Origin of the sequence: Pseudomonas sp. NLJ1 (genome assembly GCF_049486705.1) — a bacterium.
Lineage (GTDB): Bacteria > Pseudomonadota > Gammaproteobacteria > Pseudomonadales > Pseudomonadaceae > Aquipseudomonas > Aquipseudomonas inefficax.
Genome location: NZ_CP137735.1, coordinates 3,228,632 through 3,251,976 on the forward strand (window position 1 = coordinate 3,228,632; position 23,345 = coordinate 3,251,976).

Here is a 23,345-nt window from a genome sequence, read left to right on the forward strand (position 1 = left end):
ACTGCTGTCCATGCTAACCCATTTGTTTGCAGGCTCGGCCTCTTCGCGGGCACGCCCGCTCCCACAGGCACTGCACAGCTTTCAGACCTGTAATTTAACCTGTGGGAGCGGGTTTACCCGCGAATGGGCCGCACAGCGGCCCCTGTCAGCCTTAACGCAGGTGCAGTTCCTGGCGCAGATCGCTCAGGTAAGGAAACGCCGCCCGCCCCTGCACCACCCGCTCATGCTCCAGCTCCGCCAGCAACTGGCACTCGTCCCGCCCGGCCATGGCCAGCAGGCTGCCATCCGGGCCGATGATGCTGCTCTGCCCGCAATACTGGATCTCGCCTTCCGAGCCGCAATAGTTGGCATACACCAGGTAGCACTGGTTCTCCTGCGCCCGGGCCCTCACGGTCACCTGGCAGATGAAGTCGTACGGCGACATGTTCGCCGTCGGCACCAGGATCAGCTCGGCACCGTCCAGCGCCAGGCGCCGGGCGTTTTCCGGGAACTCGATGTCGTAGCAGATCAGCAGGCCGACCTTCCAGCCATCGAGCTCCACCACCGGGAAATGGTCGGAGCCCGCGCTGAACATCGAGCGGTCCAGCTCGCCGAACAGGTGGGTCTTGCGATAGTTGCTCAGGCAGCGGCCGTGCGCATCGATCAACTGCACACTGTTGTAGATCGCGCCATCATCACCACGCTCCGGGTAGCCGTAGACGATGGCGATGCGGTGTGCCTGGGCGATCTCCACCACCTCCATGGCCGCAGGGCCATCGACGGCCTCCGCCAGCCGCTCGGCCTGGGCCAGGCCGATGTTGTAGCCGGTCAGGAACATCTCCGGGCACACCAGCAACCGGGCGCCGCGTTCGGCCGCCAGTTGCGCCTGATGACGCAACCGTTGCAGGTTGCCGGGCACGTCCAGTGGCTTGGGTGCGCCCTGGAACAGAGCAATGCGCATGCTGCCTCCTTGTCTCAGTCCGGCAGAGCGATCGGGCCGATCTCGTCGAACACGTCGCCTGGGCCGGGGTTGTCCGGGTGAGTGCGGCCACCGAAGTGGTTCATGATACCCCACACCGCATTCAGCGATGTCTGTACCGCGCCTTCCACCCAGGCCGGCGTCCACGACACGTCGTCACCGGCGATGAACATGCCGCGCTGCTCGGCAGGCATGTCCTGCTGCATGAAGTGCGCGTACATGCGCTGGTTGTAGCGGTAGTGACCCGGCAGGGCGCCCTTGAAGGCGCCGAGGAAGTGCGGGTCGGCTTCCCAGGAAACGGTGATCGGGTCGCCGATGATGTGCCCGGCGATGTCGGTCTTCGGGTAGATCTTCTTCAGTGCGTCCAGGGCCAGTTGCACGCGTTTTTCCACCGGGTGCGGCAGCATCTTCAGCGCGTCGCTCATCCACGAGTACGACAGGCAGATCACTCCCGGCTTGTCGTTGCCGTTGTCGAATAGGTAGGTGCCGCGGGTGAGGCGATCGGTAAGGGTCATGCTCATCAGGTCGCGGCCGGTTTCCGGATCCTTGTCCTTCCAGAACGGCCGGTCGACCATGACGAAGGTCTTTGACGACTGCATGTAGCGGGTGCGGTCCAGAGCCATCCACATCTTTTGCGAGAACAGCGATTCCTCGCAGTCGATCTGGGTGGTCAGCAGCCAGGTTTGGCAGGTGGCGAGCACGGCACTGTAGTGACGAGTGTCGCCCCAGTTGTCGGTGACCGCCAGGCGGCCATCGGCGGCGCGGGCGATGCGCTTGACCCCGGTACGCGGCGCGCCGCCATGCAGAGCGCTCAGGCTGGTGCCTTCCGGCCAATGCACGCAGCGCTCCGGTACATGGCGCCAGATGCCTTGCGGTACCTGCTCGACACCGCCGACTACCAGATGCTGGTGGTCGTCGCAGTTGGTCATCACCACGCGGAAGATTTCCAGCATCGAGTTGGGGAAGTCCGAGTCCCAGCCGCCGGTGCCGAAACCGACCTGGCCGAACACTTCGCGGTGCTGGAAGCTCAACTTGGCGAACGAGCGCGAGGTGGCGACGAAATCGTAGAAGGTGCGGTCGTCCCAAAGCGGTACCAGTTTGTTCCACAGCTCTTTCAGGCGCGGTACGTCACGGTCGCGGATGGCCTGCTGGATGTCGGCGAACTGGGCACCGCTTTCCAGCGCGTCGGCCCAGGCGTCGGCCACTTCGTGGAACAGCTTGGGCAGGTCGGTGGGTTTTTCGGCGTAGTAGGTCTGGCCTTCCAGGTCAATCACCGTGCTGCCCGAAGCCGGAGTCAGCGGGTTGGGGAACGGTTTGGTCTCCAGGCCCAGCTTGTCCACGTAGTGGTAGAAGGCGGTGGACGACACCGGGAAGCGCATGCCACCCAGTTCGGCGATGACCCCGTCGGTGCCGTTGAAGGTTTGCGAGCGCAGCCGGCCACCCAGTTTGGAGGCTTCGTACACCACCGGCTTGAGGCCCAGCTTCATCAGTTCGTAGGCCGCTACCAGGCCGGCGATACCGGCGCCCACGATTGCCACTTCCGCACCATGGTGCTCGGCCGGGATGCTGCCCAGGCCTGCGGGGTGCTCCAACCAGTCGTCGAAGGCGAAGGGGAAGTCCGGGCCGAAGATGGTGATGGGCTTTTTGCCGTCGGCGGGGTGGCGGTTTTTCTTGTTCATGAAGTGACCTTGCCAGAGAGGCTGCGCAGCGGGCGGAGCCTGAGTATAGGAGATGCCTGGGGGCCATTTTAGGGAGTGGGATGTTCGTTATTAAGATGCAGAGTGTTGTCTGAATGTCGCTTGTTTCGTCTAAATAAATGATTTTTCATCTTTTATGACGAATGTAGAGATCTCCAGGGGCAGCACCGGTCTCTGTGGGAGCGGGTTTACCCGCGAATGCTGCAGTGAATCTACCGACGCGTTCGCGGGTAAACCCGCTCCCACAGGGGGCTGTGTTGTGCTTGGGATCGTGGATGATCAGCAAATTCCTACACCCATGGCGGGAATTAAAGAATTACCCTACGCCCGCTATAGCCTCGGTCTGGCTGCGTGGGAAAAGCCTCATTGTTAACTTCACTGGGTCGCCGCTGTTCGGGCGACTGGGTGTGAGAACCCATCTCCAACTTCGTACCAAGGCTTATGTCATGGCAGCCGTCGCGGGCAGGCTTTCGCCTGGCCGGATTTCCAAGTTGGCCGGTTCTCACCCCGTGCATGGCTGCCACCCATTTCCCGTGAGAAGGAGTTGGTGAGCGGTTTCCTCAAGACTCAATTTGGAAATTGCATCATGAAGAAGACTGATTCCAACCAACCCGAAAAGCTTAAACCCACCGCAGAAAAAACCTTCTGCAACTGCGAATCCAGCCACCCGCCATTATTCGCCATCCGCCCCGGCATCGACGCCGCAGACGCCTTGGTCCACGCCTGCCTGCTGGCCCGTGGCCTCGATCAGATCGCCACCGACTACGCCCAGCATCACGCCCCCGAACGCAGCCGCGACATCGTCTGGTCGATGCAGCATTCCGCCGAAAGCCTTTCGGCGATTCTGGAAAGCCTGCTCGACGGCCAGGAAGCCTGACCGCCAGCCAGGTTCAGAGCGGCTGCCCGCGGTCCACCTTGCTGCTGAGAATGATCGATGTGGTGGTCTTCTCCACCCCGTCGACACTGCCGATCTGATCGAGCAACTGGTCCAGTTGCTCGGGCGAATCCGTACGCAGCCAGGCCACATAGTCGAACTCACCGCTCACGGCGCACAACTGCTGCACCTGGCCCATCGCACTCAGGCGCCGCACCACCTCCTTGCCCGAGCGCGGCTGCACCTTGATCCCCACATACGCCTGCAGCCCACCGCCCAGCACCCGCTGGCCCAGGCGCACGCCATAGCCGGAGATGACCTTGTTCTTCTCCAGCCGTTCAAGGCGCGAGTTCACGGTGGTGCGGGCGATGCCCAACTGGCGGGCGAGGGTGGCGACGCTTTCGCGGGCGTTGATCTGCAGCAGGGCGATCAGCTGGCGATCGATTTCATCCAGCGTGATGGAGCGGGAGTCCGACATGGCGAGTCTCTACGGTTGGCCTGCTAGCCTAGCCAGCCAGTGATGGCCAGAGCAAGGGCAGTCACAGCTGGCCGCGCCATCGCGGTCCCTTTGTAGGAGCGGCCTTGTGTCGCGAAAGGGCCGCAAAGCGGCCTCAGGATTTCAGCGTCGATGCAGATATTGCTGGGGCCGCTTTGCGGCCCTTTCGCGACACAAGGCCGCTCCTACAGCTACCGCGGCGGCCTGGCCCAGGATGTAAACATCAGCCGTAGCTTTTTCATCCGGCAGAACTGCCGAAAAGAAAAAGGCCTACGTTCTGCAACGTAGGCCTTTGAGTTTTCTGGTGGGCCCACACGGACTCGAACCGTGGACCAAAGGATTATGAGTTCGGCATGAATGCCGATAACTAAGCGAAACCGTACCATCGTAAGCGTAAGTACAGCAAGGCCATACTAGCGGGCAAAGCGGAGTTTAGCGTAAATTTGCGAAATGGGAAGGAACCTACCACTGTACCTAAGCTGTACCGGTGAAAGGTCTCCACGAAAACGGCAGTGGTAACACTTGGTGGTGGGAGCGAGCTTGGAATTTTCAACAGTTGTACAACCTCAGCGACAGCTAGGTACTGAGATCGGCAATCTGCTAGAAGCGCGTCAGCTGAAGCGTTTGTGTTTGGTTTCCGCTTTCGTGGGGCTACGAGCAATTTTGCGTCTACGAGACGCGATTATCGAGCAAAAGGAAAACGGTGCCGAGGTTGTTATCATTGTTGGGATTGATCTCGGGGGAACCACGAAAGAAGTTCTGGAAGAGCTTCTAAGGTGGGGTTGTAAAGTTTATGTTGCGCATAATGCTGTCCCGAGAGCTACATTCCATCCTAAGTGTTATATTTTTGAGGGTGAGAATAATGCAGTTGCTTTTGTAGGGTCTAACAATTTAACTGATGGTGGTATGTACAGTAACTATGAGGTTGCTGCCGAGTATAAATTTTCACTGCCTGCAGATTCAGGGGCTTATAATGATTTCTTACGGCAGCTTTCACCTATAACTTCCCCTGCGGAAGATATAATGCAAGAGCTGACAGTCGAATTGATTGCCGCGCTAGTACGACGGAGTCAGATACCAACTCAACAAGAAATTGGTGAGTTGCGCAAGCGCCAGCGTATAGTTGTACGCCGAGGCAGTGATGTTCCAGAAAACCCATTCCCATCCGTACCCACCCCTAGGGCACCGCTTTTAGACAAAGCGCTTCGTAGTGAAAATGACGTGGTAGCTGTGGCTCCGGAAGTTAATGGCGAGGGCGAAGGTTTGCCTCCGGTTGATCTTTCAACGGTGGCTAAATCACTAGTATGGCAGAAAAAACTGCCCGCCACAGACTCCTTACAGGTGAAGCCAGGTACTAAACATGTGGGCGGCGTGCGTTTGGTGCAGGCAAAATTCCGGGGGACGGACGGTGAGGTAATCGATCAAACCACTTATTTCCGAGAGTTATTCGACGGATACAAATGGGAACGGGAAGAGGGGCGGCATAGGAAAGCGGACCAAGAGCATACATTTATTGCAATGCGATTGGTTATCGATGATGTGAATTATGGGGTGAGAAATTTTGAAATCAGCCACAAGCCTGATGGTGAAGCTGGGCAGGATAATTACACAACAATTTTACGGTGGGGCCGAGACCTGAACGGTTTCATACAGGAGCGAAATATCACCGGGAAAATCTTGCGCCTGTACGAAACTGTAGGGGATGAAGCTGATTACCTAATTGATATTAGGGACTAATTATCGTCAGATCCCTTTCGCTGCCGGCGATTTTTTAGCGATACCCAAGCATCAAGGAGCTCCTGCGATTGGTGCTTGGTGAAGCCTGCTAGCTCAAGAACTTTTAGGCCGTGTCCCGTTAATACCTCAGTCATGTTCTTGGTTCGAACAAAAGTATCAAGCTGTTTTATATCTAAATTGCTATGTTTAGGTAGCGGGATCAACAGCTTTTCAATCTCTGATGGCACGAGTTCTAAAACTCCGCCTCCATAGGTCCTGCCCTCAAGCTCTGCGGAGAGCGCTGTCAATGGATTTAAAAAGGCTGTCACTAATGCACTGGAGTCTACGATTTTCGATGAAATTCGGTATGCGGTATCGGTAGTGTATGCCTCTGCAGCATTTAAGATTAATCTTGGAACGTCATGGGATCGTTTTAACATTCCGATTTGGCTGCTTGAAACGGACGGTACGGTATACCAGCACTTTCTGATACGAGTTTTGTATCTGGTGTGCAGATCCTGTTCAACACCAATTTTTATGTAGTCTGCCACCTCTTTGTATATGTCTGCGCTTCCTTCGGGAAACCAAAGAAAATTGGATGGTAGGCCTTTACTGCTATTTTCCGCATGCTGCCTGTCGTCGTAGATTACTCCTGGGCAATGTTCGCTTCTGCCGAACATAGGGTGCGACCAGCTACTTAGTCTATGAGTTCTAACGGTCTCATCATTTACGAGGAAGAAACTGTTAGCTCCGGTGACAATGCCCACGTCTACCTTTGCAATACTTTTGAAGCGGTGAACCGTCTCTAGTTGCTCCGCGGCGTCAAGTAGCTCTAAAGAGGACTTGCTGAGAAATGCTTTAGTCCACTTTCCCTCAACAGTGCGACCATTTATTGCGGCGACTGAATCAAATAATGCCGTTGGGCTCTGCGTCAAGAACTGATCACCCTTAACTTGAACAATTCCTAAACCGTGACCATAGTCTGACTCAGACCACTTTTTTTCGGCCATGATAATGACCGCGCCCTGCAATGTCCCCTCGAACCAAATTTCCTCAGGGTCAATGATGACTATTTTTTTGCAAAGATGCCCAAGCAGCGTGCGCAGAGACTGTGCGTGTAGAACGTGGATGATTTCCGAAGGGATGACCATCCCTAGACGTCCACCGGGCTTTAGCATTGCTATGGCTGCCATTATAAATGGCACCCAAGCATTCGTATGCTTGGTAAATTTACAGCCAAGCTGTTTGAAAATCGCTTCGGCTAAATTTTGAAACTCGGATGGTAGATACTGATATCGGATGAATGGCGGATTTCCAATGACGGCATCATATTCCTGATTTTTCATCGTGAGATCGTCAAGTGCTACTCTCAGGAAGTCAGTATTTTTGATGCGGGCATGAATCTTCTTTTGATCTGCAAGGGCGGCCGCCTTCTTAGCCTCAATGGGGTCAAGTTCGAAAGCGTTAACCGTAATTGAGTCATCAAAGCCAGTATCAGCTAGCGCGGCCAAAAAAGCCCCATCCCCGCAGCTAGGCTCTAGAAATACCTTTGCATTTGATTCTTTCATCCACCTAGTGATGAAGGTTGCAATCTTTATAGGTGTGTAATAACCACCGCGCAGCTTTTGTGCGCTTTCATTAGCCATGAAATTCATGCTGGTTTTTTGCTCTTCAAGGAGTCTGGTAGCGAAGAATATTGGTTTGAACCAAACTCAAGCATGTGCTCTTCAGCAGACTTTATAAACCAATCTTTCAGCGTCATTCCTTGAGCTGCTAGTGCCGAATAGAGGCGATTTTTAAGTTCTACCTCTACCTCAATGACGATACGGCCTGAGCTTCCCTTTGCCATGCCTTTGCTCCAAAAAATTTCCATGTAATGTAACATATGTTATGTGACATTGGTAGATTTTTCGCCTATTCACAGCATGTACGTGTAAGCGCACGAGGCTCCGGGATGGCCGAAAGTGCTCGACGACTGCGCAAGGGGTCTACGAGGCTCCATCATCCGGGGCTCGATATGATTTCGTCATGACGAAATGGCTAAGGGCAGCAGGCCGCGAAATGCATGGACATTGATCTATGCATAATGCTGGTCCTAGCATGAACTGGAAGTCTTGAAATCAAAGTTTTTTAACTATGCTCCAGCGTTCTAGGCTCGCCCTAATCGCATCGCTCACGGCATCCGTATGCTTATCTATTAAACGACTCAGAGCTTCTATGCGCTCGATAGTTATCGGTTCGTAGTGACCTTCATTCAATCGTCGAGCAATTTGATTGAGGTTTCGACCCAGGGCTAGCAACTGGTAGTTAGACTCCCCCAGTGCATCGATTTCGAGCATGGATAATTGCGGTTCGTTGGTAAGCCCAGCCCGAATGGCATCCACAATCCACCGGCGCATTGAACAGCGTTCAGTGGTTGCACGGTCTTTGACGGCCGCTTTTTCTGAGATGGTTAGCAGGATTTCGAAACGCTCTTTAGTCTCCTTATCAGTCTCGGTTTGCCGATAGGTCTTTGGCTGCGGGTTAGCTTCTGCTTTGGCTAGCTGCTGCTCGATAGCCTCTTTAATGGCTGCGCCGGGTTTCTTCCCAAGCGTCTTGCAGTAGTTAGCCCAAGGTTCCTTAACCGGCCCCAGATAGACGTTCAAATAGGCGTTCTTCTTCTCCACATTACCCTCCAATAACACTAGCGACGCCCATTTAGGGCGAGCAAACAAGCGCATACGCGCGTAGTTTACCGGCGGTTAGCCTATCCTGCAGTAGTCATTCGTTGCAATGAGGATTTAGTCATGACGAAGAAATGGGATGTATGGCACTTCTAGATATGGAGTCAAAATGAGATAATGCATTTCGCCAAAATGTAATGTTTTGGTTTGTTAGATGAACACTGCAACCGCTTCGCTGATGCCTAACGCATTATGGGCGCGGCCCTTAAAAGACGGGGCCTACACCGGGTAAGACTGGCGCATAGTCACCCCAAGAACGGTATAACCGTGCCGGGTGCGATTCCTAAACAGATCGACAGGCCGGACAGACGGCCCAGTGTTCACCATTGTTCAATGGAGAGATGACTATGGATCTGTTTATGCGTCCAGCCTGGAAAGGTGTCCGATCATTTGGTTTCGCGACAATATCTGCGTCGCTGATGTGTTCACAGCAGAGTTTCGCGCAAATTCCCGTAACCGTTACTACTCAAGTTACGGATTCTCCTATGACTGTTGCCGAGTTCGCGTCTAACACGACTCGCTGGGCCCAACAGGTTCAGCAGATGGCGTCCCAGATTGACCAGATGAAACAGCAGTACGGTGCGCTCACGGGGTCGCGTGGGCTCGGTCGAGTATTTGATGATCCGCAGCTGCGAGCCTATCTGCCTCAAGACTGGCAGGCAGTGTATGACGCAGTGAAGCATGGCGGCTATTCAGGCCTGAATGGTCGTGCTGGTTCGATCTATGCGGACAACAAGGTGTTCGATGCCTGCGAAAGCCTGGTTCAGGATCAGCAGCGCGATGCTTGCCGAGCACAGGCGGTGAAGCCGTCACAGGATAAAGCGTTTGCTCTGGAGGCCTATGACCAGGCCGAAGCCCGACTGCGCCAGATTGACCAGCTCATGGGGCAGATCAATCAAACGCAAGATCCCAAAGGGATCGCAGAGCTGCAGGGTCGCATCGCTGCTGAGCAAGCGATGATCCAGAACGAGCAGACCAAATTGCAGATGTTCCAAATGGTCGCTGAGGCTGAGGGCAAGATCCAGGAGCAGCGACAACGGGAATTGAATGCCCAGGTGCTCGACAAGAGAGGCTACAAGAATCGCGAATTGCTGAACCTGGGAGGCAACTGAAATGATCTCATACGCTCATATCCTCCCCTTGGTCGTGTGCTTCTTCATCCTCACTTCCTTACGACGATTCTGGATTTGCATTGGCCGGTTCGGGGCTTTGAAAGAGGTGTCACGACGTGCACCTGAGTTGATCCAGAGCGATCTCCTGGCGGCATCGGCCGCGATCATGCCTTTTTTATTGGCGCTTGCCGATTGGCTGCAGGTAGTGCCACCCCGAGCAGCTGGGCCAATCTCCCCAGCGCTCGCCGTTTTGATCTCGTTCGCATGTGCACTGGGTTCGTCGCTATTGATTTCGAGGTCCGAATATCGCATCGCGGGTAGTTGGGCAGGGACAAGGGAAAGCGCGTTGAGAACGCTTGCAGCACTTCAGATTATCAACGCTGCTGAGCTGGCCTATTCGCTGAAATTTGCTGGGGAATTCCGCACGGAGGCGGAGCATGTGCTGCCTTGTGATGTGAATGGGGCGGATCAGAATCGGGAGGGCCGGAAATGACAGCCTCTCGTTTCTCAATTGTCGTTTTGTTTCTGCTCACGGGCTGCGGGGCGGATGAACCGGTCCATTCTGTCGATTGGTACAAAGCCCACAGCTCGGAAAGGGATATCCATATATCGGAGTGCGAGCGACATGCCGGGACTCTGGCTCTTACGCCGAACTGCGTTAATGCCAAGCAAGCCAGGAATGAGCAGCAGCTTGATCAGCGCGGCTATCGGAAGCGTGAAATGCTGAATCTGGAGGGGCAATGACCATGCAGTCCAATTTTTACGAATGGGTAGGTGGCTCAATCGACTTGGTATTAAACGGCTATGTGCAACTCATGGCACATGGTGTCATTGATAATTCCTCGGGCTTGTTCGTTGCTGGCGGCGGCCTTTTCTTCATGATCCTGGGCCTTTTGTCAGTCGGTGGCTTCATCGAGCATCCTCTCCCGCATGTCTTCAAGCTCATGTTGAAATGGGTATTCATCGGCGCCTTGGCACTCAATGCCGATACGTACCTTGGTTGGGTCGTGGAAGCGATTCGCGGCCTGGAGGTTGGCTTGGCAGATGCGTTCTCGCCAAACGGCAAAGGTGTAGCTGCAACGTCGGTGTATCAGGTGATTGATAGAGCCATGACCGACGGATTTGATATCGCTTCCGATCTGATTGCTCGCGCAGGACGTCGTGGCATGACCGAGATAGGCATGATTCTTTATGACTGGCTTATCGCTGGAACGATGCTCATCGCAACATTTCTGATTACGCTACCCGCTGGAGCGATGATCATCACAGCCAAGGTGCTGTTGGCATTTTTGCTGGGGTGCGGCCCGCTATTCATCGCACTACTGCTGTTCGGTCAAATGACCAGCAAATTGTTCGATCAATGGTTCGCCCAAGTGATGACATACATCATTCAGTGCGCCGCGATCACTTCAGTGCTTACGCTGGGGATGAAGTTCTTCTCGACAATGCTGGCTGATGTGCAGCCCACTGCTGGAAACGGTCCAACGACCGACATGCTGGAGATCCTCGCGTTGAGTGGGATCGTGCTCTACATGGTTTATCAGGCTTACTCATTGGGAGGTCAGCTTGCAGGTGGTCTGTCGTCCAGTGCGATCACATTGCGGCAGATGACTCAGGCTGCGTTAAACCCAGCCAAGGCGGTCTTCAACACCGTTAACCCGATGTCAACGCGCCGAGACCTGCAGTCGGGCATGATGACCACTGCAAGAGGTTTGAATCATGTGATCGCAGGAAACAGCGTTTGGAACCCAGCCTACCGGCAGCATGTCATGCAGAACCTAGGCAAGAACTGGGGTAGGGCGAGAGGAGGGAAGGTCGGTAGTTAGCGGCCGGATATCAGTATTGTGGACCCTGCTGCGCGCCCTGGCGGGCTTGCCCAAAGGGGCTCTGCCCCTCTGGACTTCCCGCCCTCGCCGGTAGCAGGGGCTGCTGGGAAAAACACCCAGCAGCCCCGCAAATAGGATTGGGGGGGCGCAGCGTCAAGGGTGCGCTTCGCCGTCATCCTCGCCCGGTCCCGTTTCACGGGCTGCGGCCTCCGGTGACGCCCTTGACCCTCGTTTATCTGCTCAGCGCTGAAATTGTCTTGCTTCAGTCACCGACACGAGGGGAAGCCTATGAATACTTCGGAGAGCATCATCATCACGAGTGCTGAGCGGGAGCGGCGTCGGAAGGCTGTCGAGTATGCTTGCGCGTCAATCGGGCTCGAGGGCTTTGTATTGAGCGCTGAAGAAAAGCGACGCGCTCAAGCTTTTGTGGACGGGAAGCTAACCTTGACCGAATTTGTTTCAGCCAGCATCCACGAATAGCTGGAAGCTGGGTCAAGGGCATCACCGCAAGCCGCAGCGGAGCGCAGCCCGGAGGGCGAGCACCGAACGGGTGAGGATGATGGGCGTAGCCGTACCCTTGATGCAGCTGTAAGCGACCAAGCCTAACGACAGGGGGAGGAACAAGGCGAAGCCGCCGGACCTGCCCCTGCCGCCCGTCCGGCAAGGATAGGACGCGGGATGCAACCGAAGGGGTTGCCCAAGCGAAGCGCGGAGTGCTGTGTTTTGTGTTTAGTTGGCTACCGCACAGGATGGTAGCAATCCCCGCCTTCTGATTCTTTTAAGACCTACTGGTTAAGGTCCGACACCTAAGAAACCGCTTGCCGACACTTAACGGTAACGCTTCATGACGGCGCGGCCACGTGCCTGTGGATAACTTCGAAGTCGGGTGAGTTATGGGGATAGCCAGAGAGGGAGGGGGTTGGTTTCGGCCGGAGAACCCTGTTTTGAGGCTGTTTCTTGCCTCTTTGACGCCTTGCGGGCGTGGGGAGGCCTGCCAGATAAGGCTAGGCGGTGAGTCGTCCTGCTTTAGCTGTCTTGGCTGTGTAGCGTTGCCTGAGGATCTGGTCAGCTTCGGCGTTTACCTCTGCCGCTGTCTTACCTGGGTTCGCTTTCAAGATCGCTATCGCCAGTTCGGTGCGTGCTAGGGAATATGTTTGAGCGTCAGCCCCCGCAGGTATGGCCTGGGGAATTTGTGGTGACCTAACGGCCGCTGCAAGCCCCGTGGTGGCCTTGGCTATCGTTGGCTGGGAGTGGTCACTTGCTGATGCCTTCACAGGCTTCGTGTTTTTGATGCCCCCAATTACCAGCCTGTTGCGGGCCCAACTGGTCATGGTGCCGCCCGCCTTCTTGACCTTCTTGGCCAGTCGATCTTTAGCGCGCTCCGTTTCCCTTTCCAAGCGCTTACCGAGGCCAAAGGCGGTGAATAACATTTTGTTCACCGCCTTTACTGCCGCCAGGCCGCGATAAGTGCCGTCTTCATTCAGCTTTCGCGGCTGGCTGCAGGTGATGAGGTTCGCACGCTTTAAGTCGGCTATGGCGCGTTCTGCGCGGCGCATGTGCAAGCCTGTGTATTCGACTAGATAATCTAGGGTCAGTGACATAAAACCTTGCTTCGTCGGCACGCCGCAGCGTAGCGACACAAGGTCTGTATAGGAAACGATGACTGCCAGCATCAGAAGACACGCTTCGCGGCGTTCGCTGCGCTGCTGACGGCCACCGGGGTTGTGGTTTGCATTGCGGAGAGAGGGCAGGATGGCGGGTTTGATGTAGTAGCGTTTAACCCGTTCTTTGAGTTCGGTCAAAATGCCGGGCAGAGCTTTTCCAGGGCTCACAGCGTCATACACCAGCTCCAGACGCGGGTTTTCTGGCGAGTGGCCGCAATAGTTACCGCCGTGATTCACACGTTGGACATAGGGCCTGCTGCGTCTTCCTGATTGAGCTACGGAGATTGAATCCATAATCCCGCCATTCGGCGGTGAGTGATAAAAGCCGCATTCTTTGACTTGTGCGAAGCCGAAGTGCTAGCCATAATCGGCTCACCTTCTTATGTAAATCGAGTAGGTTCACGAACAGGTTTCTACCGTCGAAAGAGAAAACTTGTTCTGAAAAATCCGAGGAGCCCGGTTGCCACACCGGGCTTTTTGGTATTTGCTACGTGGTCGCTGTAGTTTGGTTTAACGGCATGTCTGATATCAGGAAGAGCTTCATACCGTTCGGTTAGTGATAGTAATTTGGTGTAATTTCGGCCGCTGGGCCTAGTGTTTTCACTAACCGAGAGCTTTGCCCAGCCCCGGTCCAAAGCGTTGGTCATTCCAGACTTCCATCTAAGCCTAGGGCGTCGTTTACTTGAATTGTGCGGAAAAACACTCGGCGTCCAATACGGACTACCGTTGGCTTCAATTTTCGCGACAGGTCGGAATCGGTGTACATGGCGACTCTAACCCCTTCTGGAGAGCGTCCCAGTATCGCAGCGATGTCTACGATGCTCATAAGCGGACCAAAGCGCCCAAGCAAATACTGTTCGGTCGTCATCATCAATCAACCATAGTTGCCAATAGTTAGGCGTATCTTTGGGTTCTTACAGGAAATCGTCAAATGGCTACGCCTTGGTTTTCGACCAAGGCGCATGAGTTTGGATTGTTGGGTTTACTTATCTGTATTTGCCAAATTATGTAACTTTGGTAGCGGGTGCGTCTGAGATAGCCAATGAATACAGGGGGTGGATCGATATCTATCGCTGGAGCAAAATTGATAGAAATTATTTTTTATTTATTTTTCTGACTTTCAAGCTATCAAGCCTCACCACAAGATCTTCCGCACGAAGATGCGTATATCGCTTCAACATTTGCATTGATTTATGGCCGCTGATGCTGGAAACCTCTTGATCTGAAAGCCCACCTTCCACCAATCGACTGACTGCTTCATGGCGAAGGTCATGGAATCGGAAATCTGGCATGCCCAGCTTAGATTTGAGCAACCCCCAGATTTTCGTGAATGCATAGGGGCGTCGTTTTCCGTCTTTTCCGGGTTCGCCAAAGAAGATCAGATCACAATCGATGGGTCGCACAGGGTTTTGAAGCGCTGCTTGGAATGCGGCAGCAGCGAGCTTGCTAAGGGGGACGGTCCGGGCGCTGTCGTTCTTCGTTGTCACAAGGCGCGCAACGCGCTTTTTGACATCGACCTGATGCCGACGTAGCCCTGTGATTTCGGAGGATCGCATACCGGTCTCCAAAGCGATGCTGACGATCCACCCGAGCATAGGGTTGCTGTGCTTGTTTACAGCTGTTAGTAAGCGACGCTCCTCGTCTGCCGTGAGGCGACGATTTCGGCCCTCCCCTGGGCTCGGCTTCCGAATGTTTAGCACTGGGTTGAATGTGAGCCCAAGGCCCCATTCCTGAATGGCTACCGTGAACAGATGGCTGAGCAAAGCCAACTCCAGCCGAACGGTATTGTTGCTCACTGGTTTACCGCGGCTGGTCAACGAACCAAGTCGAGTATCGCGATAGCTCGCAATCACCTCTGACGACAGGGCTGCCAGCGAGTATTTCCCCAGGTGCTTGATCAACTGCTGAGCCTTGGTTGCCTCAGCCTTCTGCGTGGTGGGCTTTTTGGTAGGGCTGACTTCACGCAGATATCGCTGCAGCGCACTTTCGAGTGTCAGTCGCTCGGACCCGCTGCGCTGGATATAGACACCCCGCACCATTTCATCTTCGGTGCGTCGTGACCAATCTTCGGCGTCGCGTTTGGTGCGGAAGGTTTTGGCGTTGGTCGGCCATCCGGTCTTGCGGATGACGGCCTTCCAGGTGCCGGCAGGGGTTTTGACGATTGTGGCCATCTGAAGGACTCCAAAGGCGTGCAAGCGAAGCCGCACTGTACCTAATTTGTACCTTCGGACCATAGGACTGATCCGGCTGCCACAAACCCAAAAAGCCGAAAGCCGCGTAATACGCGGCTTCAAGGTTGGTGGGCCCACACGGACTCGAACCGTGGACCAAAGGATTATGAGTCCTCTGCTCTAACCAACTGAGCTATAGGCCCTCAGTAAGTCGCCGGATTATAACGAGGGTTTCGCACCAGTGCCATCTGAAAGATCCGATAGTGCTATGCGAAGAAACGTCGCCGCGAACTCCTCCGGCGGCAGGGGCAGGCTGACGATGTAGCCCTGGATCTGCTCACAGCCTTCAGCCGCCAGGAACCGTTGCTGGGCCTGGTTCTCCACACCCTCGGCAATGATGGTCAGCTGCATGCTGCGGCCCAGGGCGATGATCGCTCGGGCGATGGCAGCGTCGTGGGGATCGTCGGGCAGGCCGCGGATGAACGACTTGTCGATCTTGAGGATGTCCAGCGGCAGGCGCTTGAGGTAGCTCAGCGATGAATAACCGGTGCCGAAGTCGTCGATGGCCAGTTGCACGCCCAGTTTCTTCAGCTGGTACAGCACGGCCAGGGCTTCCTCTGCCTGGCTCATGATGAAGTTTTCGGTGATTTCCAGCTGCAGGTCGCCGGCCTTGAGCTGGTAGTGCTTCAGCAACTGTTCGATGCGCCGGGCGAGGTGAGGTTGGCGCAGCTGGGCGCCGGCGAGGTTGATCGACAATGGGCCGAACGGTTCGTAGTGCAGCTTCCAGGCCTGCATCTGCCGGCAGGCCTGTTCCAGTACCCAGTCGCCGATCTGGAGGATGGTGCCGTTCTCTTCAGCCAGGTGGATGAAGTGCTCTGGCGGCACTTCACCAAAGCTCGGGTGGCTCCAGCGGATCAGTGCTTCGGCGCCGACCAGGCTTTGGGTCTTGAGGCTGAGCTTGGGCTGGAAGCACAGGCTCAGTTCGTTGCGTTCGATGGCGCGGCGCAGTTCGTGCTCCAGGGCGATGCGTTCGCTGGCCTGGGCGGTGAGGTCGAGGGTGTAGGTTTCGACGCGGTTGCGGCCCTTGGCCTTGGAGCGGTACATGGCGGCGTCGGCGTTGCGAATCAGTGTGGCAACGTCGGTGCCGTCCTGTGGATAAAGGCTGATGCCGATGCTGGCGCTGGTGAAGAACTCGTGCTCGCCGGCCTGGAACGGCGCGTTGAAGCAGGTCAGCAGCTTGTTGGCAATGGCGCTGGCGTCGCTGGGTTTGTGCAGGCCGGGCAGCAGGATGATGAACTCGTCGCCACCCAGGCGGGCCACGGTGTCGACATCACGCACCTGCTCCTTCAGGCGTTGGGCGATGCCCTTGAGCAGCAGGTCGCCGACCGGGTGACCGAGGCTGTCATTGATGTGCTTGAAACGGTCCAGGTCAAGGAACAGCACCGCGCCCTTGCGGTTGGACAGCTGCGAGCAGGTCAGTGCGGCCTGCAGGCGGTTCTCGAACAGGGCGCGGTTGGGCAGGCCGGTCAGCGGGTCGTGGTGGGCTTGGTAGTCGAGCTTGGCCTGGGCGTGCTTGAGGCTGGAAATGTCGGCGAACACGGCGACGAAATGGGTGATTTCGCGCTCTCTGTTGCGCACGGCGCTGATGGTCAGCCAGCCGGGGTACAGCTCGCCGTTCTTGCGTTTGTTGTAGATCTCGCCTTGCCAGTGGCCCTCATCGGTCAGCTGGTGCCACATGGCGACATAGAACGCGCTGTCGTGCTGGCCGGAAGCGAGCAGGCGCGGGGTCTGGCCGAGGGCTTCGATCTCGCTGTAACCGGTGATTTCGCTGAAGGCGCGGTTGACGGCACTGATGCGCTGGTCGATGTCGGTGATCAGCACACCTTCGGCGGTGTTCTCGAACACTGTGGCGGCCAGCTGCAGCTTTTCCTGCATCAAGTGGCGCTCGGTGATGTCGCGGGCGATGGTCAGCATGCAGTCGTCGCCAGCAATCGGCAGCGGCCGTGCAGAGAGCTCGCAGAGGCGAATCTGCCCATCGCTGCGGCGCAGGTGGCAGGTGAAGTCGCGAACGAAACCGTCGCGGTTGAGCTGTTCGACCAGGCGCTTGCGCTCGTTGAGGTCGACCCAGATGCCCAGGTCCAGCGAGGTCTGGTCGAGGGTCGGGCTAAGGTCATAGCCGGTGAGGCGGCAGAAGCCTTCATTGACTTCGAGCAGCAAGCCGTCGCTCTGGCGCGACAGCAGCAGGCCGTCGGGCGAGGCGTGGAAGGCCTTGGCGAACTTTTCTTCGGAGGTCTGCAACTGCTCCTGGGTTTCCTTGAGCTGGCTGATGTCACGTACAGCCACCACCAGCGCGAGGTTGCCGTCGAGTTCGAAGGTTTCGGCTGAGGTCAGGCCGGTGAACAGTTGGCCGTTGCTGCGACGGAAGCTCATTTCCAGATTGCGGATACCGCCCCGGTGCAGGCGTTCGAGCAACCGCGGGCCGGTGCCTTCGACGCCCCACAGGTTGAGCTCGGTGGCGGTGCGGCCGATTACCTGGCCAGGGGTGAGGCCAATCTGCTCTTCGAAGGCTTCGTTCACTTCCAGCAGGCAGCCGTCGCTGTGGCGGGCGATCAGCAGAATGTCGGGGCACTGCTGGAACACCGAGGCGAACTTCTGCTCGGACAGGCGCAGAGCGTCCTCGGTGCGCTTGGTTTCGCTGATATCGATCATCAGGCCACGCATCACTGGCCGGTGGCCATGCTCGATCATGCTGACGATGTTGCGTACCCACAGTGGCTGGCCATCGGCCCTGATCACGCGGTAGTCGAGGCTGTGGTCGCGCCCGGCAGCCGTTTCGCTGTCGCAGTAGGCCTGGGCCCAGAGCGCATCATCCGGGTGCAGGATGCTGCGCCAGAAGCCGGGTTTGAGCCAGTCAGCCAGTGGGTAGCCGAGCAGGCCTTCGGCATGGGGTGAGACGTAGCTGTAGGTGAAGTCGTTGGCGTCGGCCTCCCAGGCGATGGCGGACAGGCTCTCGACCAGGCTGCGATAGTGGTACTCGCTGCTGCGCAGTTCCTGTTCCAGGGCGATGCGCCGGGAAATTTCCGAACTGAGCCGGCGGTTGATGCGGATGACCACTGCCAGCACTGCCATCAATACCAGCACTGCGGGCAGGCCATATACCAGCAGGTCCGACCAGAACATGCGTTGGTCGACCACATTGCCCACCCAGCGTTGCTGGATCTGGCTGACCTCGGCGCTGCTCATGTCGGCTATCACTTTGTCGAGAATGCCGACCAGTTCCTTCTTGTCGCGGGGGGTGGCCATGGCCAGCTGGTAGCGATAGGGCGTTTCGCCGCTGACGTAGAGGCCGTCGAGCTTGAGCTGGCGCAGGCTCCAGATGCTTGAAGCGAGGTCGCCGACCACCGCATCCACTTCATCGGTGGCCAAGGCCTGCAGGGTAGAACTGACGTTGGGCAGGGCCACCAGGTTGAGGTCTGGATGGTGGGTGCGCAGCAGTTCGTGCGGGGCGTAGTTTTCGACCACGGCAATCTTCAGGCCGTAAAGGTCGTCCAGGTTGCGCGGCTGTGCGCCGCCTTTGTGGGCGAGAATGACGATGGGGAAGTCGAGGTACGGTCGGGTGAAGGCCAGGTAGCCTTGGCGTTCGGGGGTGGACATGATGCCGGGCAGCAGGTCGATGCGGCTTTCGCGGGCTTGCGCCAGTACCTCGGTCCAGCTACTGGGTTCGACCGGTTTGAGCGTCACACCCAGGCGTTGCTGGATCGTGGCGATGTAATCGGCGGCCAATCCCTGGTACCGGCCCTCCTGGTCGCGAAACTCGAACGGTGGCCAAGAGGCGTCTACACCCAGGCTCAGCTGCGGATGGGCAGCCAACCAGGCTTTCTCCTCGTCTGTCAGGGTCAGGGCGCCGGCCGTTGTGTTCCACAAAATCAGGAGCAGCAACAGGATGGCCGGCATCGGGTGCATAGCGGCCTCGCATTCAAATGGTATGAAGTCGAGTGTAGACCGGCATTGCTGCAGCTGTGCAGTGGAAGGGCGGGCTTTGTGTTCTGGCTGTCGGAAGGGGTAAAAGGGGCTGCTGCGCAGCCCATCGCCAGAACAGGCAGTGCAAGGTGGAAAGAAAAACCCCGGCCTGGGCCGGGGTTTTGTCATCACTCGTCGAGGAAGGAGCGCAGATGCTCGCTGCGAGTCGGGTGGCGCAGTTTGCGCAACGCCTTCGCTTCGATCTGACGGATCCGCTCGCGGGTCACATCGAACTGCTTGCCTACCTCTTCGAGGGTGTGGTCGGTGTTCATGTCGATACCGAAACGCATGCGCAGCACCTTGGCTTCGCGTGCGGTCAGGCCCGAGAGCACGTCACGGGTGGCTTCCTTGAGGCTTTCGACCGTGGCCACATCGATCGGGGACTGCATGGTCGAGTCCTCGATGAAGTCGCCCAGGTGCGAATCTTCGTCATCACCGATCGGGGTTTCCATGGAGATCGGCTCTTTGGCGATCTTCAGTACCTTGCGGATCTTGTCCTCAGGCATTTCCATGCGCTCGCCAAGCTCTTCCGGGGTCGGTTCGCGACCCATTTCCTGCAGCATCTGGCGGGAAATACGGTTGAGCTTGTTGATCGTCTCGATCATGTGCACCGGAATACGGATGGTGCGTGCCTGGTCGGCGATCGAACGGGTGATCGCCTGGCGAATCCACCAGGTGGCGTAGGTCGAGAACTTGTAGCCGCGACGGTATTCGAACTTGTCCACCGCTTTCATCAAGCCGATGTTGCCTTCCTGGATCAGGTCGAGGAACTGCAGGCCACGGTTGGTGTACTTCTTGGCGATGGAGATAACCAGACGCAGGTTCGCCTCGACCATTTCTTTCTTGGCGCGGCGGGCCTTGGCTTCACCGATCGACATGCGACGGTTGATTTCCTTGATCTCGGCAACGGTCAGGCCGGTTTCGGTCTCAAGGTCGATCAGCTTCTGTTGGCAAGCGACGATGGCAGCGTCCTTTTCACCCAGGGCGGCAGCCCACTTGGTGTTGCGCTTGGCCAGGTCACCGCTCCAGGTCTGGTCGGTTTCGTTGCTCGGGAACATGCGCAGGAAGTCGGCACGCGGCATGCGGGCGTCACGCACGCACAGCTGCATGATGGCGCGTTCCTGCTGACGCAGGCGGTTCAAGGCGTCACGAACACGCTCTACCAGTACCTCGAACTGCTTCGGTACCAGCTTGATCGGCATGAACAGGTCGGCCAGAGCCTGCAGGGCCTCGACGCTTTCCTTGTGGGCACGACCATTTTTCTTCAGAACCTTGTTGGTGGCCTGCAGCTGGTCGTTGACCGCACCGAAACGCTGGCGCGCGACTTCCGGGTCCGGGCCGCTCTCGGCCTCTTCCTCGTCGTCACCGCTTTCGGATTCTTCCTCTTCGTCGTCGGACTCTTCCTTCGCGGCGGCGGCCTTGGCGCCTGGGATCGGCACTTCTTCGGTCGGCGCGGCGATATTGTCGTCAGGGTCGATGTAACCGCTGAGAACGTCGGACAGACGGCCACCTTCGGTGGTGACACGGTCATATTCGCCGAGAATGTAGTCGACAGTGCCCGGGAAGTGGGCGATGGCGCCCATGACTTCACGAATGCCTTCCTCGATACGCTTGGCGATTTCGATTTCGCCTTCGCGGGTCAGCAGCTCGACGGTACCCATTTCGCGCATGTACATGCGCACCGGGTCGGTCGTGCGGCCGATATCGGTTTCAACTGCCGCCAACGCAGCAGCGGCTTCTTCGGCCGCGGCTTCGTCGGTGTCGGCTTCCGCCAACAGAAGGGCATCCGCATCCGGAGCACTCTCGAATACGTTGATCCCCATGTCGTTGATCATGCGGATGATGTCTTCCACCTGTTCAGGATCTGAAATATCCTCAGGCAGGTGGTCGTTGACCTCCGCGTAAGTCAGGTAGCCCTGCTCACGACCGCGGGTGATCAACTCTTTGATACGAGACTGCTGTTGCGCTTTTCCGGACATAACACCCTATCCACTGAAGGTCTTGGCGGGCAAAAAACAAGCCGAGGATTATACCCGAGCATGGGCCTCACGCGCCAGATGAGGTCGGCGTTTGTGCGGGAACATTCCGGCTCAGCAGGGCGAGGAGCTGGGTTTTTTCCTCGCTGGTCAATTCGCTTTGACGTGATTTCCTGAGCAGTTGTTCCAGGCTGCGCTCGCGTTGGCGGGCGGACAAGCTAGTTATAGTGTCGAAAAACTGTTGTTCAAGGTTGTCGGCAACGATCAGCCATTCCTTTTCCGCCAGGGCCCGCAGCAGGCGCCCCTGTTCGGTGCCGTGCCATCGTGCGATCAGCTGCATTGAGCTTAGCCCAGGATTTTTCTGCGCGGCTTCGATCAGTGCGACCAACAGCTGGCTGTAGAGGTGTTCTTCGTCGGCGAAGTGGCTGGCATCCTCCACCTTGCCGGCCAGCAGCGGGTGGTGCAGCAGGGTGCGCAGGGCGGCCAGGGTAGGCGGCTCGACCGGGGCCGGCACGCGCGGCGGCGCTTCGTCGCGTTGCTGCCATGGCTTGCCGCCCTTGCGGTTCTTGTCCCAGGGTTTGTCGCTCCACTGCTTCTTGCCGGCGCCCTTGCTCGGCTTCCATTCCTGTTCCTGATGAACGGGGGCGAAGTCGTGCTGCGGCATGTCGCCGTAATCGGGGGTGTAACTGGCCATGGCATCGTAGTCGTAGCCAGGGTCGTAGTCCGGCACGCTGCTGGTGGCCGGAGCGTGTTGTGCCAGTTGTTCGACCTGCTGTGGGTCGAGGCCGGTGATTTCCTTCAGGCGGTTGCGCATCAGCTGGCGCAGGTTGGCACCGGGGATCTTTTCGATCAGCGGTGCGGCCAGGGTCGCCATGTGCGCCTTGCCTTCCAGCGAGCGCGGGTCGGCTTCGACGCCTAGTTGCTCGAAGAAGTAATCGGCCAGCGGCTGGGCGTGCTGGTTGATGCGGGCCATGAAGGCATCGGTGCCTTCGGCGCGCACCAGGCTGTCCGGGTCTTCGCCTTCGGGCAGGAACAGGAAGCGCGCGCGGCGGCCGTCCTGCAGGTTCGACAGGGTCGATTCCAAGGCGCGCCATGCGGCCTTGCGCCCGGCCTGGTCGCCGTCGAAGCAGAACAGCACGCTGGGTACCACGCGGAACAGGCGCTTGAGGTGCTCTTCGCTGGTGGCGGTGCCGAGGGTGGCCACGGCGTTGCGCAGGCCCTGCTGGGCCAGGGCAATGACGTCCATGTAGCCTTCGACGACGATGATTTCGTCAAGGTTGCGGTTGTGCTTGCGCGCCTCGTACAGGCCATACAGTTCCTGGCCCTTGTGGAACACCGGGGTTTCCGGGGAGTTCAGGTACTTGGGCTTGTCGTCGCCAAGCACCCGGCCACCGAAGGCGATGATGCGCCCGCGGCTGTCGCGGATCGGGAACATCACCCGGTCGCGGAAGCGGTCGTAGCGCTTGCCGCTTTCGGCGTTCTCGATCAGCAAGCCAGCATCGATCATCACCTTCTGCTGCAGGGTGTCGGCACCCAGGTGCTTGAGCAGATTGTCCCAGCCTGGCGGGGCGAAACCCAGGCCGAAGTCACGGGCGATCTCCCCGGACAGGCCGCGGCCCTTGAGGTAATCCACCGCCGCCTTGCGGGTCGGGTGGCTGCGCAGGGCCTGGCGGTAGAACTCCGAGGCGGCGTCCAGCAGCGGGTACAGCGGCGAATCAGTTGGCTGGCGCGGCTTGTGGTCGCGGCGGCCTTGCTCGCGGGGTACTTCCATGCCGGCGGCGCGAGCCAGTTCCTCGACGGCCTGGGGGAAGTCCAGGTTGTCGTGGTCCATGACGAAACCCAGGGCGTTGCCGCCGGCGCCGCAACCGAAGCAGTAGTAGAACTGCTTGTCGGGGCTGACCGTGAAGGAAGGGGTCTTTTCCTTGTGGAACGGGCAGCATGCGGAGTAGTTCTTGCCGGTTTTTTTCAGCTGGACGCGCGAACTCACCACATCGACGATGTCGAGGCGGTTGATAAGGTCGTCAATGAAACTCTGGGGAATCAGCCCGGCCATGGCAGTCTCGTCATCTGGCAACTGGCAAGTCTAATCGCTCACGCGCCGAATGGGGCGAG

Annotated in this window: 18 protein-coding genes and 1 tRNA gene; 7 read left to right on the top strand and 12 right to left on the bottom strand. The window is 57.5% G+C overall.

The window, feature by feature from the left end:
* Nucleotides 1-151: 151 nt before the first annotated feature.
* On the bottom strand, nt 152-940 hold the full coding sequence (locus R9B85_RS14475; protein WP_423770318.1) for a carbon-nitrogen hydrolase family protein: 789 nt from the start codon (nt 938-940) through the stop codon (nt 152-154).
* A gap of 14 nt (nt 941-954) precedes the next feature.
* Entirely contained in the window at nt 955-2,637 is a 1,683-nt protein-coding gene (locus R9B85_RS14480; RefSeq protein ID WP_112251513.1) for a flavin monoamine oxidase family protein, read from the bottom strand.
* A 604-nt stretch (nt 2,638-3,241) separates the two neighbouring features.
* On the opposite strand from R9B85_RS14480, the gene R9B85_RS14485 reads away from it, so the two are divergent.
* Nucleotides 3,242-3,532 carry a hypothetical protein gene (locus tag R9B85_RS14485; protein WP_112251516.1) on the top strand — a complete coding sequence of 97 codons (291 nt, stop codon included), beginning with the start codon at nt 3,242-3,244 and terminating at the stop codon, nt 3,530-3,532.
* A gap of 13 nt (nt 3,533-3,545) precedes the next feature.
* On the opposite strand, the gene R9B85_RS14490 is transcribed toward R9B85_RS14485, so the two are convergent.
* Nucleotides 3,546-4,007 (bottom strand): Lrp/AsnC family transcriptional regulator, encoded by a 462-nt coding sequence (locus R9B85_RS14490; RefSeq protein WP_112251518.1) that lies wholly within the window; start codon nt 4,005-4,007, stop codon nt 3,546-3,548.
* Nucleotides 4,008-4,565: 558 nt separating this feature from the next.
* On the opposite strand from R9B85_RS14490, the gene R9B85_RS14495 reads away from it, so the two are divergent.
* Nucleotides 4,566-5,762: a phospholipase D-like domain-containing protein gene (locus R9B85_RS14495; RefSeq protein ID WP_423770319.1), complete on the top strand. Its 1,197-nt coding sequence runs from the start codon at nt 4,566-4,568 to the stop codon at nt 5,760-5,762.
* Here the strand turns inward: R9B85_RS14495 and R9B85_RS14500 are convergent.
* From R9B85_RS14500 to mobC, 3 genes are all read right to left on the bottom strand, one after another.
* Entirely contained in the window at nt 5,759-7,387 is a 1,629-nt protein-coding gene (locus R9B85_RS14500; protein ID WP_423770320.1) for an Eco57I restriction-modification methylase domain-containing protein, read from the bottom strand. The genes R9B85_RS14495 and R9B85_RS14500 overlap by 4 nt on opposite strands.
* A 5-nt stretch (nt 7,388-7,392) precedes the next feature.
* Nucleotides 7,393-7,614 (bottom strand): hypothetical protein, encoded by a 222-nt coding sequence (locus tag R9B85_RS14505; protein ID WP_423770321.1) that lies wholly within the window; start codon nt 7,612-7,614, stop codon nt 7,393-7,395.
* Nucleotides 7,615-7,861: 247 nt separating this feature from the next.
* Complete coding sequence (mobC, locus tag R9B85_RS14510) at nt 7,862-8,407, bottom strand: plasmid mobilization relaxosome protein MobC (RefSeq protein ID WP_423770322.1); 546 nt, start codon at nt 8,405-8,407, stop codon at nt 7,862-7,864.
* A 476-nt stretch (nt 8,408-8,883) separates the two neighbouring features.
* Here mobC and virB5 point away from each other — a divergent pair, with 476 nt between their 5' ends.
* The 5 genes from virB5 (at nt 8,884) to R9B85_RS14535 (ending at nt 11,882) form a co-directional block, all read left to right on the top strand.
* Nucleotides 8,884-9,576 (top strand): P-type DNA transfer protein VirB5, encoded by a 693-nt coding sequence (virB5, locus tag R9B85_RS14515; RefSeq protein WP_423771065.1) that lies wholly within the window; start codon nt 8,884-8,886, stop codon nt 9,574-9,576.
* A gap of 1 nt (nt 9,577) precedes the next feature.
* Nucleotides 9,578-10,069 carry a hypothetical protein gene (locus R9B85_RS14520; protein WP_423770323.1) on the top strand — a complete coding sequence of 164 codons (492 nt, stop codon included), beginning with the start codon at nt 9,578-9,580 and terminating at the stop codon, nt 10,067-10,069.
* The gene (locus R9B85_RS14525) at nt 10,066-10,320 is read left to right on the top strand and encodes an EexN family lipoprotein (protein WP_119368615.1); all 255 of its coding nucleotides are present in this window, start codon (nt 10,066-10,068) and stop codon (nt 10,318-10,320) included. Before R9B85_RS14520 ends, R9B85_RS14525 begins: the two co-directional genes overlap by 4 nt.
* Nucleotides 10,317-11,402 (top strand): type IV secretion system protein, encoded by a 1,086-nt coding sequence (locus R9B85_RS14530; protein ID WP_423770324.1) that lies wholly within the window; start codon nt 10,317-10,319, stop codon nt 11,400-11,402. Before R9B85_RS14525 ends, R9B85_RS14530 begins: the two co-directional genes overlap by 4 nt.
* Nucleotides 11,403-11,690: 288 nt before the next feature.
* Complete coding sequence (locus R9B85_RS14535) at nt 11,691-11,882, top strand: antitoxin VbhA family protein (RefSeq protein WP_027917478.1); 192 nt, start codon at nt 11,691-11,693, stop codon at nt 11,880-11,882.
* A 524-nt stretch (nt 11,883-12,406) separates the two neighbouring features.
* Here R9B85_RS14535 and R9B85_RS14540 read toward each other — a convergent pair.
* The 6 genes from R9B85_RS14540 to dnaG all read right to left on the bottom strand — a co-directional run bounded on the left by R9B85_RS14540 (nt 12,407) and on the right by dnaG (nt 23,286).
* The gene (locus tag R9B85_RS14540) at nt 12,407-13,360 is read right to left on the bottom strand and encodes a hypothetical protein (RefSeq protein ID WP_423770325.1); all 954 of its coding nucleotides are present in this window, start codon (nt 13,358-13,360) and stop codon (nt 12,407-12,409) included.
* 800 nt (nt 13,361-14,160) lie between these two features.
* A complete protein-coding gene (locus R9B85_RS14545; protein WP_423770326.1) occupies nt 14,161-15,237 on the bottom strand; it encodes a tyrosine-type recombinase/integrase in 1,077 nt (358 codons plus the stop codon).
* 126 nt (nt 15,238-15,363) lie between these two features.
* Nucleotides 15,364-15,440: transfer RNA gene (locus R9B85_RS14550), tRNA-Ile, on the bottom strand.
* Nucleotides 15,441-15,456: 16 nt separating this feature from the next.
* Nucleotides 15,457-19,200: an EAL domain-containing protein gene (locus R9B85_RS14555; protein ID WP_423770327.1), complete on the bottom strand. Its 3,744-nt coding sequence runs from the start codon at nt 19,198-19,200 to the stop codon at nt 15,457-15,459.
* 185 nt (nt 19,201-19,385) lie between these two features.
* Complete coding sequence (gene rpoD / locus R9B85_RS14560) at nt 19,386-21,236, bottom strand: RNA polymerase sigma factor RpoD (protein ID WP_112251522.1); 1,851 nt, start codon at nt 21,234-21,236, stop codon at nt 19,386-19,388.
* Between the two features lie 67 nt (nt 21,237-21,303).
* Nucleotides 21,304-23,286, bottom strand: coding sequence for a DNA primase (gene dnaG, locus R9B85_RS14565; RefSeq protein WP_207879282.1), 1,983 nt, complete (start codon nt 23,284-23,286; stop codon nt 21,304-21,306).
* Nucleotides 23,287-23,345 lie beyond the last annotated feature (59 nt).

Coding starts and splice junctions, on each gene's coding strand:
- R9B85_RS14555 (WP_423770327.1), bottom strand. CDS start 19,200: ATGCACCCGATGCCGGCCATCCTGTTGCTGCTCCTGATTTTGTGGAAC.
- R9B85_RS14525 (WP_119368615.1), top strand. CDS start 10,066: ATGACAGCCTCTCGTTTCTCAATTGTCGTTTTGTTTCTGCTCACGGGC.
- R9B85_RS14520 (WP_423770323.1), top strand. CDS start 9,578: ATGATCTCATACGCTCATATCCTCCCCTTGGTCGTGTGCTTCTTCATC.
- R9B85_RS14480 (WP_112251513.1), bottom strand. CDS start 2,637: ATGAACAAGAAAAACCGCCACCCCGCCGACGGCAAAAAGCCCATCACC.
- rpoD (WP_112251522.1), bottom strand. CDS start 21,236: ATGTCCGGAAAAGCGCAACAGCAGTCTCGTATCAAAGAGTTGATCACC.
- R9B85_RS14535 (WP_027917478.1), top strand. CDS start 11,691: ATGAATACTTCGGAGAGCATCATCATCACGAGTGCTGAGCGGGAGCGG.
- dnaG (WP_207879282.1), bottom strand. CDS start 23,286: ATGGCCGGGCTGATTCCCCAGAGTTTCATTGACGACCTTATCAACCGC.
- R9B85_RS14500 (WP_423770320.1), bottom strand. CDS start 7,387: ATGGCTAATGAAAGCGCACAAAAGCTGCGCGGTGGTTATTACACACCT.
- R9B85_RS14530 (WP_423770324.1), top strand. CDS start 10,317: ATGACCATGCAGTCCAATTTTTACGAATGGGTAGGTGGCTCAATCGAC.
- R9B85_RS14490 (WP_112251518.1), bottom strand. CDS start 4,007: ATGTCGGACTCCCGCTCCATCACGCTGGATGAAATCGATCGCCAGCTG.
- R9B85_RS14485 (WP_112251516.1), top strand. CDS start 3,242: ATGAAGAAGACTGATTCCAACCAACCCGAAAAGCTTAAACCCACCGCA.
- R9B85_RS14475 (WP_423770318.1), bottom strand. CDS start 940: ATGCGCATTGCTCTGTTCCAGGGCGCACCCAAGCCACTGGACGTGCCC.
- R9B85_RS14545 (WP_423770326.1), bottom strand. CDS start 15,237: ATGGCCACAATCGTCAAAACCCCTGCCGGCACCTGGAAGGCCGTCATC.
- R9B85_RS14540 (WP_423770325.1), bottom strand. CDS start 13,360: ATGGATTCAATCTCCGTAGCTCAATCAGGAAGACGCAGCAGGCCCTAT.
- virB5 (WP_423771065.1), top strand. CDS start 8,884: ATGTGTTCACAGCAGAGTTTCGCGCAAATTCCCGTAACCGTTACTACT.
- R9B85_RS14505 (WP_423770321.1), bottom strand. CDS start 7,614: ATGGAAATTTTTTGGAGCAAAGGCATGGCAAAGGGAAGCTCAGGCCGT.